We start from the raw sequence: 13,168 nt of genomic DNA, 5'->3' as shown, positions 1-13,168 counted from the left end.
GCGCGCTCAGGCCGGGGGGATGTCGAAGCCGGGCTGCGCCAGTTCGAACCCGGCGAAGCGGAATCCCGGGCTGACGGTGCAACTGACCAGCGTCCAGTCGCCGGTGGATTCGGCGGCCTGCCAGTGGTGGGCGGGCACGACCGCCTGCACGGCATGCCCGGCCAGCACGTCGGGCCCCAGGCGGACCGACTGCGCGGGCAGCGCGGCACGCGCCGACATCCGCAGGACCAGCGGCGCCCCGGCATGGAACAGCCAGATCTCGTCGGCATCCACGCGGTGCCAGTGGCTTCGCTCGCCCGCCCGCAGCAGGAACAGGATGGCGGTGCCGCTGGCGCGGCCCGCGACCGGCGGCCCTTCCCAGGTCTGGCGGTAGTGGCCGCCTTCGGGATGCGGCTGCAACCCCAGCCGTTCGATCAGCGCCGCCGCCTGGTCCATCCTGCCGCCCCCTCTCTCCTGTCCTGCGAGTATCCCCCGCGGGGTGACCGATCTCAACACCCTTCCGGCGCCGCAGGAACGGCGCTAGCCTCGGCCGCCAATGGAGGAACGGCGATGGCAGGAGTCTCGGGCAGGGTGGCGCTGGTCACCGGGGCGGGCAGCGCGGGCGGCATCGGCATGGGCTGCGCCCGGGCCCTGCGCGATGCCGGTGCGCGGGTGGCGATCACCTCGACCACCGCGCGCATCCATGACCGGGCCAGGGAGCTTGGACCGGGCACCCACGCCGCCATCGCCGACCTGACGCGCCAGCCGGACATCGACGCGCTGGTCGCAGGGGTGGAGGCGGCCCTTGGCCCCATCGACATCCTTGTGAACAACGCGGGCATGCAGCAGACCGGGGTGCACCATCCCAGGTCGCAGCTGGCCGACCTGCCCGACACGACATGGGACCATGGCCTGGCCATTTCCCTGACCTCGGCGTTCCGGATGTGCCGGGCCGTGCTGCCGGGAATGCGCGCGCGGGGCTACGGGCGGATCATCCAGATGTCCTCGGTGACCGGGCCGCTCGTCGGCATCGACGGCTCGGGCACCTATGCCGCCGCCAAGGCCGGGCTGATGGGCATGACCCGGGTGATGGCGATCGAGACGGGCGGTCGGGGCATCACCGTGAACGCCATCGGACCGGGCTGGATCGCCACGGAAAGCTCCGACGCGGCGGAACTGGTGGCGGGCCGCCATACCCCGGTCGGCCGCCCCGGCACACCGGCCGAGGTTGCCCATGCCGTGCTGTTTCTGGCCGCCGAGGAGGCGAGCTATGTCACCGGGCAGCTGATCGTCGTCGACGGTGGCAACACGTTGCAGGAATTCAAGGTGGCGCTGCAGGCCCCGGTCGCGCCCTAGCCGCCGGGCCGGGCGCAGCGCCGCCCGCGCAGGCAGTCGAGCGCGCGCTTCCAGTTGGCCTTGTCGGTATCCAGGAACGGCTCGCACAGCTCGTGGACGGCGGCATAGCCCCGGGGCGTCCGTTCCAGCCAGACCAGCCCGGTCTGGCCCGGCAGCCAGCGCGCCAGCGCATCGGGATCGGTCTCGCCGCCCGCAATGCCGGAGAAAAGCGGGACCACGATGGTCACCTCGGCGTCCATCGGCTGGTCCCAACCCCGGCTCGACGCGCTGTGCCCGGCAAAGCGCGCCGTCCACAGCACGCGGTCCTTGGCCCGGTCATGGCGCAGTTTCCGGAGATCGCTGAAGGTGCCGACCGCCGGCAGCCAGGTTTCGGGACGGTCGCTGTAGCGCCAGAAGGTCGCGCGGACATCCGGTTCCAGACAGGACAGGGCGGCGGCGGGCGCCGCGATCAGGGCCACCACGAGGGCCAGCACCGCGGATTGCAGCGCCCGCATCGCCCTAGCCCCGCAGCACCGACCGACCCGCGTATTCCGCCGTCTCGCCCAGGATTTCCTGGATGCGGATCAGCTGGTTGTACTTCGCCAGGCGGTCCGACCGCGCCAGGCTGCCGGTCTTGATCTGGCCGCAGTTGGTGGCCACGGCCAGGTCGGCGATGGTGGCATCCTCGGTCTCGCCCGAACGGTGGCTCATCACGTTGGTGAACCGCGCGCGATGCGCCATCTCGACCGCTTCCAGCGTCTCGGTCAGGGTGCCGATCTGGTTCACCTTGACCAGCATCGAGTTGCCGCAGCCGCGCCGGATGCCTTCGGCCAGACGGCGCGGATTGGTGACGAACAGGTCGTCACCCACCAGTTGCAGCGTGCCGCCCAGCCGTTCGGTCAGCAGCTTCCAGCCGTCCCAGTCATCCTCGGAGCAGCCATCCTCGATCGAGATGATCGGATAGTCGGCGGCCAGTGCCGCCAGATAGTCGACGTTTTCGGCGGGAGTCAGGGATTTTCCTTCTCCCTCAAGCTCGTACTTGCCGTTCTTGAAGTACTCGGTGGCGGCGCAGTCCAGCGACAGATAGATGTCCTCGCCCGGACGGTAGCCCGCCTTCTCGATCGAGCGCAGGATGAAGTCGAGCGCGTCGCGGGCAGAGTTCAGGTTCGGGGCAAACCCGCCCTCGTCGCCCACGCCGGTCGACAGGCCGGCCGCCGACAACTCCTTCTTCAGCGTGTTGAACACCTCCGACCCCATGCGCACCGCGTCGCGCAGGTCGTCGGCGCCCACCGGCATGATCATGAATTCCTGGATGTCGATCGGGTTGTCGGCATGGGCGCCGCCGTTGATGATGTTCATCATCGGCACCGGCAGGACCCGGGCCGAGGTGCCGCCGACGTAGCGGAACAGCGGCTGCCCCAGCGCCGCCGCCGCCGCCTTGGCAACGGCCAGCGAGACCCCGAGGATCGCGTTGGCGCCCAGGCGGCCCTTGTTCGGGGTGCCGTCCATCTCGATCATCGTGCGGTCGATGCCGATCTGGTCGGTGGCGTCGAAGCCCACGATCTCTTCGGCAAGCTCACCGTTCACCGCGGCCACGGCCTCGAGCACGCCCTTGCCCAGATAGCGGTTCTTGTCGCCGTCGCGGCGTTCCACCGCCTCGTGGGCGCCGGTCGAGGCGCCCGAGGGCACGGCGGCGCGCCCCATGGCGCCCGATTCCAGATAGACGTCGACCTCGACGGTGGGATTGCCACGGCTGTCGAGGATCTCGCGGGCGGTGATGTCGATGATGGTGGTCATGGGCGGGCCTCCGGTTCCGGGGTTATGTTGGCGCTAACAATGCCGCTTCCGCGCCTGTCTAGCCTGCGCAGGCGCTCGCGGTAAAGCGTATAGAGGCCCGAGGCGACGATCAGCGCGGCCCCTGCGAGGGTCGGCGCGTCGGGCACCTCGGCAAAGATCAGCCATGCCACGACGAGGGCAAAGACCATCCGGGTGTAGCGGAAGGGGGCGATGGCGGCCGCGTCGCCGGAGCGGGTGGCCTCGACGATGGCCCAATAGGCGGCGATGCCGATGGCCAGCGCGCCGCCGAGCTGGGCCGCCGCGACGGGGGGCGGCAGCCGCGCGCCGCCCGAGACCGCCAGCATGAGACCCCCGGCGATGCTGACCGCCGCGAAGGCGGTGGCGGCGACGACGTGGGTGGGCAGGGCGGGGGGCATGCGGCCGGTGATCAGGTCGCGCGCGGCGAGGCCGGTCACGCCCAGCACCGCCCAGAGCGCGTTGGCGTCGAACCCGTCCATCCCGGGCCGCAGGATCAGCATCACACCGGCAAAGCCCGCGACCACGGCGGCCCAGCGGCGCCAGCCGACCGCCTGCCCCAGGAACACCGCCGCCCCGGCCGTGACCAGCAGCGGTGCCGCCTGCAGGATGGCGGATGCGGTGGAGAGCGGGATCAGCGCGAGCGCGGTGACAAAGCCCACGGTGCCCACCATCTCGGCCGCGTTGCGGGCCAGCAGGGCCGGGGACAGCAGGGCGCGGGTCAGCACGCGGTGGCCCTGCGCGCGGGCCAGGGCGGCGAAGACGGGGGCGCCGGCGACGCCCAGCATCATCAGGACCTGCCCGGGCGGAAGCGATCCGGTGGCGAGCTTGATCAGCGCGTCCTCGACCGCGAAGGCGGCCATGGCGACCGTCATCAGGACGATGCCGCGCAGGGTGGATGACATGGGTGGCCTTTCCGGGCCGTCGGTCAGCCCTTCTTGAGGGGCACGCCATAAAGCTCCAGCCGGTGCCCGGCAAGGCGGTATCCCAGCCGGGCGGCGATGCGTTCCTGAAGTTCCTCGATCTCGGGATCGACGAATTCGATGACCTCGCCGGTGGTCATGTCGATCAGGTGGTCGTGGTGGTCGCGGATCGAATCCTCGTAGCGGGCGCGGCCGTCGCCGAATTCGTGGCGGTCGAGGATGCCGGATTCCTCGAACAGCTTCACGGTCCGGTAGACGGTGGCGATCGAGATGCGGGGGTCAAGTGCTGCGGCGCGGGCGTGCAGTTCCTCGACATCGGGGTGATCCTCGGCCTCGCCGATCACCTGGGCCACGGTGCGGCGCTGGTCGGTCATGCGCAGGCCCTTGGCTTCGCAGCGGGCGATGATGTCGGTCATGGGGCCGCTCCCGTCTCAGGTGATACAGGATTACGGCATGGGGCGCGCGTGCTCCACCCCTTTTCCTGCGAGCGTCCCACGGTGGGACGCAAAACCGTGGCTTTGATATCAATGGCTTGGCTGCGCGGATTCATCTTTCGTCAACTTTTTTGCCCCGCGCCGCCCTTGACCCGGCGCAGCCGCCGCCCTCTGGTGGCGGCCGGCGGGGTGCGGGGGGATCATGCGCAGGGACAGGCTTGACGCTTTCGGCGCGGCGGCGCTGACCGGGATCGCGGCGCTGCTGGCCTTCAACCAGGTGGTGATCGTCTGGGTGAACGAAGGGCTGCAACCGGTGTTTTTTGCCGGGCTGCGGTCGGCGCTGGCCACGCTGTTCGTACTGGCCTGGCTGGTCCTGCGCGGCCGTCCGCCTCGGGTCGGACCCGGGCAGGCGGGGGCGGGCGTCCTGATGGGCGCCGTCTTTGCGGCCGAGTTCCTGTGCCTGTTCGTGGCGCTGGACCTGACGACGGTCAGCCGCGCGGCCGTCATCTTCTATTCCATGCCGGTGTGGCTGGCGCTGATGGCGCATTGGGGTCTGCCGGGCGAGCGGCTGACGGCGCGGCGCATGGCGGGCCTGGGCCTGGCCTTTGCAGGCACGGCGCTGGCGATCCTGGACGGCCGGGGCGCCGGGGCGGGCAGCCTGGCGGGCGACCTGTGCGCGCTGGGCGCGGCGCTGGGCTGGGCGGGCACGGCCTTTGTCGCCAAGCGGCCGGTGATGCGGGCGGCGGGGCCGGAGATGCAGCTGTTGTGGATGGTCGCGGTGTCGGCGCCGATTCTGCTGCTGGCATCGCTGGCCTTCGGTCCGCTGATCCGCGAGTTCCGGCCCGAGCACGGGTTGTGGCTGCTGTTCCAGTCGGGCGTCGTGGTGGCGGGCGGGTTCATTGCCTGGCTGTGGCTGCTGTCGGTCTATCCGGCCGCGATCGTGGCCTCGTTCAGCTTTCTGACGCCGGTCTTCTCGGTGGCGCTGGGCTGGCTGCTGCTGGGCGAGGCGCTGACCCCGGGACTGGTTGTCGCGGCATCGCTGGTGGCTGCGGGAATCGTGCTGATCAACCGGGGTTGAGTCGGCCAGTTCACACGCGAAATCAGCCTGTTGCGCCAAGTGTTTTCACTGGTTGCCAAAATCCCGGCGACGCGCCGCGCACAGGTGCGTTTGTCCCCCGGTCTGTCCACATATCCACAGGTTTTCCCCACGGATTGGGGTAGGGCTGCGTCAAGATACTTTATTTTGTGTTACGACACTTTTTCGCGTTGATCGGCGCCCGCGAATACGACACTTTGACAAAGCGCCGAAACGACACACCAGATGTTGTGGCTGGCGTGGGACAGGGATCAACCACCAGAGCATCAGCCGCGTCAGGCTGACCTGCTTCGCCACTGCGGAGCGGGGCGCTGTTTCCTGTGCCCGCAGACGGGACCACGGGCGCCGGGGCGCGCCATAACGAGAAACGGAGCGAGGCAGATGAGGATCGAGCGGAAGTTCACCACCGAGGCCACCGGTGCCTATGGCGCCATGGCCTTTGCCACGATGACCAGCGAAATCCGGAACCCCGACGGCAAGGTGGTGTTCCGCAACGACGCCGTGGAGGTGCCCGACGGGTGGAGCCAGGTGGCGGGTGACGTTCTGGCGCAGAAGTATTTCCGCAAGGCCGGCGTGCCCGCGCGTCTGAAGAAGGTGCGCGAGAAGGGCGTGCCCGAGTTCCTGTGGCGGTCGGTCGCCGACGAGGAGGCATTGGCCGCGCTGCCCGAGGGCGAGCGGATCGTCGGCGAGACCAGTGCCCGGCAGGTGTTCGACCGGCTGGCGGGGGCCTGGGCCTACTGGGGCTGGAAGGGCGGCTATTTCACCGCCGAGGCCGATGCCCGCGCCTATTATGACGAGATGCGGTTCATGCTGGCCCGCCAGATGGCGGCGCCGAACAGCCCGCAGTGGTTCAACACCGGGCTGCACTGGGCCTACGGGATCGACGGCCCGTCGCAGGGCCATTTCTATGTGGACCACCGGACCGGCAAGCTGACGAAATCGGACAGCGCCTACGAACATCCGCAGCCGCATGCCTGCTTCATCCAGTCGGTCAGCGACGATCTGGTGAACGAGGGTGGGATCATGGACCTGTGGGTCCGCGAGGCGCGGCTGTTCAAGTACGGCTCGGGGACGGGGACCAATTTCTCGTCGCTGCGGGGCGAGGGCGAACGGCTGTCGGGCGGCGGCAAGTCGAGCGGCCTGATGGGGTTCCTGAAGATCGGCGACCGCGCGGCGGGGGCGATCAAGTCGGGCGGCACCACGCGGCGTGCGGCCAAGATGGTGATCTGCGACATGGATCACCCCGATATCGAGCAGTTCATCAACTGGAAGGTGATCGAGGAGCAGAAGGTCGCCTCGCTGGTCGCCGGGTCGAAGGCGCATGAGGCGCGGCTGAACGAGATCTTTGCCGCGATCCGGGTCTGGGACGGGGCGGCGGCGGATGCGGCGGATGCGGCGAAGAACCCGGCGCTGAAGGCGGCGCTGCGCGCGGCGAAGAAGGCGATGATCCCCGACACCTATGTGAAGCGCGTGCTGGACTATGCGCGGCAGGGATTTTCCTCGATCGAGTTCCCGACCTATGACACGGACTGGGATTCGGAAGCCTATGCCAGCGTGTCGGGCCAGAACTCGAACAACTCGGTGCGGGTGACCGATGCCTTCCTGCGCGCGGTGGCGGAGGACCTGGACTGGGAACTGGTGCGCCGCACCGATGGCCGGGTGTCCAAGACGGTGAAGGCGCGCGACCTGTGGGAACAGGTGGGCCATGCCGCCTGGGCCTGCGCCGATCCCGGCATCCAGTTCCACGACACGGTGAACGCCTGGCACACCTGCCCCGAGGACGGGCCGATCCGGGGGTCGAACCCGTGTTCGGAATACATGTTCCTCGACGATACCGCCTGCAACCTGGCCTCGATGAACCTGCTGACCTTCCTGAAGGACGGGCGGTTCGACGCCGAGGGCTATGTGCATGCCACGCGGCTGTGGACGGTGACGCTGGAAATCAGCGTGATGATGGCGCAGTTCCCGTCGAAGGAGATCGCGCAGCTGTCCTATGACTTCCGCACGCTGGGCCTTGGCTATGCCAATATCGGCGGGCTGCTGATGAACATGGGGCTGGGATATGACAGCCCCGAGGGCCGGGCGCTGTGCGGGGCGCTGACCGCGGTGATGACCGGCGTGTCCTATGCGACGAGTGCCGAGATGGCGGCGGAACTGGGCGCCTTCCCGGGCTATGCGCGCAATGCGTCCCATATGCTGCGGGTGATCCGCAACCACCGGGCGGCGGCGCAGGGGACGGCGGAATACGAGGGGCTGAACGTGGCGCCGGTGGCGCTGGATGCCCGGAACTGCCCGGACAAGGGGCTGGTGGCGCTGGCCCGGTCGGCCTGGGACGAGGCGCTGACGCTGGGCCAGGCGCACGGGTTCCGCAATGCGCAGGTCACGGTGATCGCGCCGACCGGCACCATCGGGCTGGTGATGGACTGCGACACCACCGGGATCGAGCCCGATTTCGCCCTGGTGAAGTTCAAGAAACTGGCGGGCGGCGGCTATTTCAAGATCATCAACCAGTCGGTGCCCGCCGCCCTGGCCAAGCTGGGCTATGGCCCGGCGCAGGTGGCCGAGATCGTGGCCCATGCCGTGGGCCATGGCAGCCTGGGGCAGGCGCCCGGCATCAACCACACGGCGCTGATCGGCCACGGGTTCGGCGCGGCCGAGATCGCCAAGGTCGAGGCGGCGCTGCCCACCGCGTTCGACATCCGCTTCGTGTTCAACCAGTGGACGCTGGGCGAGGAGTTCTGCCGCGGCACGCTGGGCATTCCGGCCGAGCGTCTGGCCGACCCGACCTTCGACCTGCTGACGCATCTGGGGTTCAGCCGGGCGCAGATCGCCGCCGCCAACGACCATGTCTGCGGGACGATGACGCTGGAGGGCGCGCCGCATCTGAAGGCCGAGCATCTTGCGGTCTTCGACTGCGCCAATCCCTGCGGCAAGACCGGCAAGCGGTTCCTGAGCGTCGAATCGCATATCCACATGATGGCCGCCGCCCAGAGCTTCATCTCGGGGGCCATTTCCAAGACCATCAACATGCCGAACGCGGCCACCATCGAGGATGTCAAGGCGGCCTACGAACTGTCGTGGTCGCTGGGCGTGAAGGCCAATGCGCTCTACCGCGACGGATCGAAACTGTCGCAGCCGCTGGCCGCGGCCCTGGTCGAGGACGACGAGGAGGCCGAGGAGGTGCTGGCCAGCGGCTCGCCGCAGGAAAAGGCCATGGTCGTGGCCGAGAAGATCATCGAGAAGGTGATCGTGAAGGAGATCGTGCGGTCGCACCGCGTGAAGCTGCCCGAACGCCGCAAGGGCTATACCCAGAAGGCCATCGTGGGCGGCCACAAGGTCTATCTGCGGACCGGCGAATACGGCGACGGCTCGTTGGGCGAGATCTTCATCGACATGCACAAGGAAGGCGCGGGCTTCCGGGCGATGATGAACAACTTCGCCATCGCCGTCAGCGTCGGCCTGCAATACGGCGTGCCGCTGGAGGAATTCGTGGAGGCCTTCACCTTCACCCGGTTCGAGCCGGCGGGCATGGTGCAGGGCAACGACAGCATCAAGAACGCCACCTCGATCCTCGACTACATCTTCCGCGAACTGGCGGTCAGCTATCTGGACCGCACCGACCTGGCGCATGTGAAGCCGCAGGGCGCGAGCTTTGATGACCTCGGCCGCGGCGAGGAGGAAGGCAAGCGCAACATCGGCGAGATCAGCGACGCGGCCGCCACCAAGTCGGTGGAACTGCTGAAGTCGATCAGCTCGACCGGCTATCTGCGCAAGCGGCTGCCGCAGGAACTGGTGGTGCTGCAGGGCGGGCAGGCGGCGGCGTTTTCCGGCGATGCGGCAGGGCTGACCCTGGCGCTCGGCGCCACGGCGATCGCCAGCGGCACGGTCGCGCTTGACCCCCGCGCCAAGGCCAAGATGCAGGGCTACACGGGCGATCCCTGCGGCGAATGCGGCAACTACACGCTGGTGCGCAACGGCACCTGCCTGAAGTGCAACACCTGCGGCGGCACGAGCGGGTGTTCGTGAGCGGGCCGGGCGGGGGGCTGGCCCCCCGCGCGCCCGGGCATATCTGAGCGCGGCGCAGGGGCATCCGGGGTCGGGTGCCCCTTGTGCTGGCGGAGGGCGGGGCGTGGCAGGGAACGGGCGGATCTGGCAGCTGGACGCGGCGCGCAGCGCGGCGCTTGTCGCCATGGCGGTCTATCACTTCGCCTATGACCTGGAGATGTTCGGCCTGGTCGCGCCGGGCACGGTGCTGTCGGGGGGCTGGTACTGGCTGGCGCGCGGCACGGCCGCGTCGTTCCTGTTCCTCGCGGGGGTCAGCCTGTGGCTGGCGCATGGTGGCGGCGTCGCCTGGCGACCGGCGCTGCGGCGGCTGGCGGCGGTGGGCGGCGCGGCGGCCGCGATCTCGGCGGCGACCTGGTTCGCGATGCCCGACCGCTGGGTGTTCTTCGGCATCCTGCATGCCATCGCCTTCGGGTCGGTCGCGGGGCTGGCCGTGCTGCGGCTGCCCTGGCCGGCGATCGCCGGGCTGGCGGCGGCGGTCGTCTTCATCGACCGGCAGGTGGCCGCGCCGGTCTTCGACCTTGCGGGGGTGCAGTTCCTGGGGCTGGGAACGGTTGTTCCGCTGACGGTGGACTATGTGCCGGTGTTTCCGTGGTTCGCGGCGGTGCTGGCGGGGATCGCGGCGGCCCGGGCGGCGGAGGATGCGGGCCTCTGGCAGGCGCTGCGGGCCGCGCCGCCGCCGGGGCCCGGTCTGCGGCGGCTGGGCTGGCCGGGGCGGCATTCGCTGGCCATCTATCTGCTGCACCAGCCGGTGCTGATCGGCGGGATCTGGGCCTGGCTGCGGATCACCGGCTAGGGCTGTCGGGGACGGGGGCCCAGATCACATCGTCGATGCGCGGCGCATGGGTCGCCAGCATCGCCAGCCGGTCGAACCCCATGGCGATGCCGCTGGCGGGGGGCATCAGGGCCAGCGCCGCCAGGAAATCCTCGTCCAGCGGGTAGCGCTCGCCGTAGAGCCGCGCCTTCTCGTCCATGTCGGCCAGGAAGCGGCGGCGCTGTTCGGGGGCGTTCGTCAGTTCGCCGAAGCCGTTGGCCAGCTCGACCCCGCAGGCATAAAGCTCGAACCGTTCGGCAAAGCGCGGATCGTCGGGGCAGGGCCGGGCCAGCGCCGCCTCGGGCACCGGGTAGCGGTCGAGCGCGGTGGGCCGGCCGTGGCCGAGATGCGGCTCGATCCGGTCGGCGAGGACGCGGCTGAACATGTCGGACCAGGTGTCGGAGGGATCGGTGCGGACGCCCGCCTGCGCGCAGGCCCGCGCCATCGCCGCCGGGTCGGGGCTGCCGTCGGGGGACATGGTGGCGGGCAGGTCGATGCCCGCGTGGCGTGCGAAGGCCTGGGCCAGCGTCAGGCGTTCGGGTTCCGCGAACGGGTCGCAGGTGGCATCGCCATGGCGCAGCAGGGTGCTGCCCGCCGCGCGCGCGGCAAGCTGCAGGAACGCCGCGCAATCCCTTATCAGAACGTCATAATCCGCCCCGGCCCGATACCATTCCAGCATCGTGAACTCGGGGTGGTGGCGGGCGCCGCGCTCGCGGTTGCGGAACACGTGCGACAGGGCGAATATCCGCGTCTCGCCCGCCGCCAGCAGTTTCTTCATGGCGAATTCGGGCGAGGTGTGCAGGTAGGCCGGCCGCCCGACACCGTCGTTGCCGATCATCGTGGTGGCGAAGGCGTGCAGATGCGTCTCGTTCCCCGGCGAGGTGGCGAGAATCGACGGATCGACCTCGGCAAAGCCCTGATCGTCGAACCAGCGGCGCAGCGCCGAGACGATGCGGTTGCGCGCCAGCAGGGCCGGGCGGCGGCCCTCGTGCCGGGCGGGGTGCCACCAGGGGGTGTCGGCGGGGGACTGGGGCATCGGGGCCTCGGGGCTGGCGGATTGGCGCAGGATGCGCTAGGGGCATGCGGGATTGCGCGGCTACCGCGCCTTTCCGTCATTCACAAGGGTCCAAACGTGGTCAAGGTCATCGCTTCATCGTTGCGCAAGGGGAACGTCGTCGAGATGGACGGCCGCCTGTATGCCGTGCTCAAGGCCGAGAACTTCCATCCCGGCAAGGGCACCCCCACGACATCGGTCGACATGCGCCGCATCTCGGACGGCGTGAAGGTCAGCGAGCGGTGGAAGACCACCGACCAGGTGGAGAAGGCGACCGTCGACGAACGGGAGTATGATTTCCTCTACGAGGATGGCGAGGGGTTCCATTTCATGGAGCCCGAGACCTATGAGCAGGTCGTGGTCACCGGCGACGTGATGGGCGACAGCAAGGTCTATCTGCAGGAAGGCATGCGCTGTTACCTCAAGACCTTCGACGGCGTGCCGATCGCCATCGAGATGCCGCAGAAGATCACGGTCGAGATCACCGAGACGGAACCCGTGGTGAAGGGGCAGACCGCCAGCTCCAGCTACAAGCCCGCCACCACCGACAGCGGGCTGCGGGTGATGGTGCCGCCGCATATCGGGCCGGGCACCCGCATCGTGATCAACACCGACGACAACAGCTATGTGGAACGCGCCAAGGATTGATCCGCCGTGCCGTGAAACGCACCGGGGCCCTGCGGAAACGCGGGGCCTTTTGCATTCCATGCCCCGCGTGTCGGAATGTTCCCTGTTCGTCTTCGCATGTTCTTAAAAAGTTCTTGACGACCATCCGGAGTTTGTGAGAACAATCAGGCAACACGAAAGCGAAGGAGATGCCCGATGTCCACAGCCCTGATGGATCGCCTGCTGCGCGAGACCGACAGCCCGGCGGCGGATGCGGCGGGCGTTGCCGCGCTGTTCCTGATGCTTCTGGCGGCGCTGTCGCTGCCCGGCCTGTTCTAGGCCCCCGGTTCCTGCCTGCGTTCTGAACCCGGGCGCGCAATGCCATTCCGGCGCGCCCCTGGGCTGTCCCGCCCCGTCAGACACGCGCACTTGCCGCCGCCCCTACAACGGGCGGCGGTTTTTTTTGGTGGCCCGCGATGCGGTGGGGGCGTCGCGCCCGCGCGGGAAAGGGGCGGGTTGGCGGCCCCGGGCTGGACGGCTCAGGCGCTCGCGGCCGCGCCCTCGGCCGCCGCCACCGCCTCGGCCGCCGCCTCGATCGCCAGCAGGATCGAGGCATGGCGGTTGCGATAGTCGCGCGCCGGGGTCAGAACCTCGAACCCGTCCCAGGGGGCGGGGGGCACCGGCCCGCCGTCCTTCAGCATGGCGCGCAGGCCGTCGCGCCCGACCTCGATCTCGGCGCGGCTGCGCCCGATCAGCGCGGCGCCGGTCACCGCCGCGGCCGCCTGGCCCAGGGCGCAGGCCTTCACGTCCTGCGCGAAATCGGCCACCCGCCCGTCCTTCATCACCACGTCCACCGTCACCGTGGACCCGCAGAGCGGCGACCGGCGCCGCGCCGTGCCCTGCGGCGCGGTCAGGCGCCCGGGGCGCGGAACATCGGCCGCAAGGTCGAGGATGCGGGCAGAGTAGAGCTTGATCAGATCGGGGTCGGACATGGCGATGCTCGGGCTTTCCTTGCCGGTCCGGCAAAGATAGACCCGGGCGCGCGACTTGCAA

General features: G+C 69.4%; 12 protein-coding genes. 5 read left to right on the top strand and 7 right to left on the bottom strand.

Annotated elements, in window-relative coordinates; translation table 11 throughout:
• Nucleotides 1-6 precede the first annotated feature (6 nt).
• Complete coding sequence (locus KF887_12775) at nucleotides 7-435, bottom strand: cupin domain-containing protein (protein QYK40298.1); 429 nt, start codon at nucleotides 433-435, stop codon at nucleotides 7-9.
• Between the two features lie 114 nt (nucleotides 436-549).
• Here KF887_12775 and KF887_12770 point away from each other — a divergent pair, with 114 nt between their 5' ends.
• On the top strand, nucleotides 550-1,335 hold the full coding sequence (locus tag KF887_12770) for an SDR family oxidoreductase (GenBank protein ID QYK40297.1): 786 nt from the start codon (nucleotides 550-552) through the stop codon (nucleotides 1,333-1,335).
• Here the strand turns inward: KF887_12770 and KF887_12765 are convergent.
• Genes KF887_12765 through KF887_12750 form a run of 4 tightly spaced genes read right to left on the bottom strand, consistent with a single transcriptional unit; the run spans nucleotide 1,332 to nucleotide 4,465 of the window.
• The gene (locus KF887_12765) at nucleotides 1,332-1,829 is read right to left on the bottom strand and encodes a hypothetical protein (GenBank protein QYK40296.1); all 498 of its coding nucleotides are present in this window, start codon (nucleotides 1,827-1,829) and stop codon (nucleotides 1,332-1,334) included. The two genes, KF887_12770 and KF887_12765, sit on opposite strands and share 4 nt — an antisense overlap.
• Nucleotides 1,830-1,833: 4 nt before the next feature.
• A complete protein-coding gene (gene eno, locus KF887_12760) occupies nucleotides 1,834-3,111 on the bottom strand; it encodes a phosphopyruvate hydratase (GenBank protein QYK40295.1) in 1,278 nt (425 codons plus the stop codon).
• Nucleotides 3,108-4,031, bottom strand: coding sequence for a DMT family transporter (locus tag KF887_12755; GenBank protein ID QYK40294.1), 924 nt, complete (start codon nucleotides 4,029-4,031; stop codon nucleotides 3,108-3,110). The genes eno and KF887_12755 overlap by 4 nt, the downstream gene beginning before the upstream one ends.
• A gap of 23 nt (nucleotides 4,032-4,054) precedes the next feature.
• The gene (locus KF887_12750) at nucleotides 4,055-4,465 is read right to left on the bottom strand and encodes a transcriptional repressor (protein QYK40293.1); all 411 of its coding nucleotides are present in this window, start codon (nucleotides 4,463-4,465) and stop codon (nucleotides 4,055-4,057) included.
• A 217-nt stretch (nucleotides 4,466-4,682) separates the two neighbouring features.
• Here KF887_12750 and KF887_12745 point away from each other — a divergent pair, with 217 nt between their 5' ends.
• From KF887_12745 to KF887_12735, 3 genes are all read left to right on the top strand, one after another.
• The gene (locus KF887_12745) at nucleotides 4,683-5,561 is read left to right on the top strand and encodes a DMT family transporter (GenBank protein QYK43568.1); all 879 of its coding nucleotides are present in this window, start codon (nucleotides 4,683-4,685) and stop codon (nucleotides 5,559-5,561) included.
• Nucleotides 5,562-5,960: 399 nt separating this feature from the next.
• Complete coding sequence (locus tag KF887_12740) at nucleotides 5,961-9,605, top strand: vitamin B12-dependent ribonucleotide reductase (protein QYK40292.1); 3,645 nt, start codon at nucleotides 5,961-5,963, stop codon at nucleotides 9,603-9,605.
• A 103-nt stretch (nucleotides 9,606-9,708) separates the two neighbouring features.
• Nucleotides 9,709-10,437: a DUF1624 domain-containing protein gene (locus KF887_12735; GenBank protein ID QYK40291.1), complete on the top strand. Its 729-nt coding sequence runs from the start codon at nucleotides 9,709-9,711 to the stop codon at nucleotides 10,435-10,437.
• Here KF887_12735 and genX read toward each other — a convergent pair.
• Nucleotides 10,427-11,491, bottom strand: a complete 1,065-nt coding sequence (gene genX, locus KF887_12730; protein QYK40290.1) for an EF-P lysine aminoacylase GenX — start codon at nucleotides 11,489-11,491, stop codon at nucleotides 10,427-10,429. The two genes, KF887_12735 and genX, sit on opposite strands and share 11 nt — an antisense overlap.
• Before the next feature lie 96 nt (nucleotides 11,492-11,587).
• Between genX and efp the strand changes: the two genes are divergently transcribed.
• Complete coding sequence (efp, locus tag KF887_12725) at nucleotides 11,588-12,157, top strand: elongation factor P (GenBank protein ID QYK40289.1); 570 nt, start codon at nucleotides 11,588-11,590, stop codon at nucleotides 12,155-12,157.
• Nucleotides 12,158-12,654: 497 nt separating this feature from the next.
• On the opposite strand, the gene KF887_12720 is transcribed toward efp, so the two are convergent.
• Nucleotides 12,655-13,107, bottom strand: coding sequence for an iron-sulfur cluster assembly scaffold protein (locus KF887_12720; protein QYK40288.1), 453 nt, complete (start codon nucleotides 13,105-13,107; stop codon nucleotides 12,655-12,657).
• Nucleotides 13,108-13,168 lie beyond the last annotated feature (61 nt).

The organism is Paracoccaceae bacterium, assembly GCA_019454225.1.
Lineage (GTDB): Bacteria > Pseudomonadota > Alphaproteobacteria > Rhodobacterales > Rhodobacteraceae.
This window is presented reverse-complemented; position numbering and strand designations above follow the sequence as displayed.

Excerpts from the sequence above, each read along its gene's own strand:
- KF887_12755 (QYK40294.1), bottom strand. The coding sequence starts at position 4,031 with ATGTCATCCACCCTGCGCGGCATCGTCCTGATGACGGTCGCCATGGCC.
- eno (QYK40295.1), bottom strand. The coding sequence starts at position 3,111 with ATGACCACCATCATCGACATCACCGCCCGCGAGATCCTCGACAGCCGT.
- KF887_12750 (QYK40293.1), bottom strand. The coding sequence starts at position 4,465 with ATGACCGACATCATCGCCCGCTGCGAAGCCAAGGGCCTGCGCATGACC.
- genX (QYK40290.1), bottom strand. The coding sequence starts at position 11,491 with ATGCCCCAGTCCCCCGCCGACACCCCCTGGTGGCACCCCGCCCGGCAC.
- KF887_12740 (QYK40292.1), top strand. The coding sequence starts at position 5,961 with ATGAGGATCGAGCGGAAGTTCACCACCGAGGCCACCGGTGCCTATGGC.
- KF887_12770 (QYK40297.1), top strand. The coding sequence starts at position 550 with ATGGCAGGAGTCTCGGGCAGGGTGGCGCTGGTCACCGGGGCGGGCAGC.
- KF887_12765 (QYK40296.1), bottom strand. The coding sequence starts at position 1,829 with ATGCGGGCGCTGCAATCCGCGGTGCTGGCCCTCGTGGTGGCCCTGATC.
- KF887_12720 (QYK40288.1), bottom strand. The coding sequence starts at position 13,107 with ATGTCCGACCCCGATCTGATCAAGCTCTACTCTGCCCGCATCCTCGAC.
- KF887_12775 (QYK40298.1), bottom strand. The coding sequence starts at position 435 with ATGGACCAGGCGGCGGCGCTGATCGAACGGCTGGGGTTGCAGCCGCAT.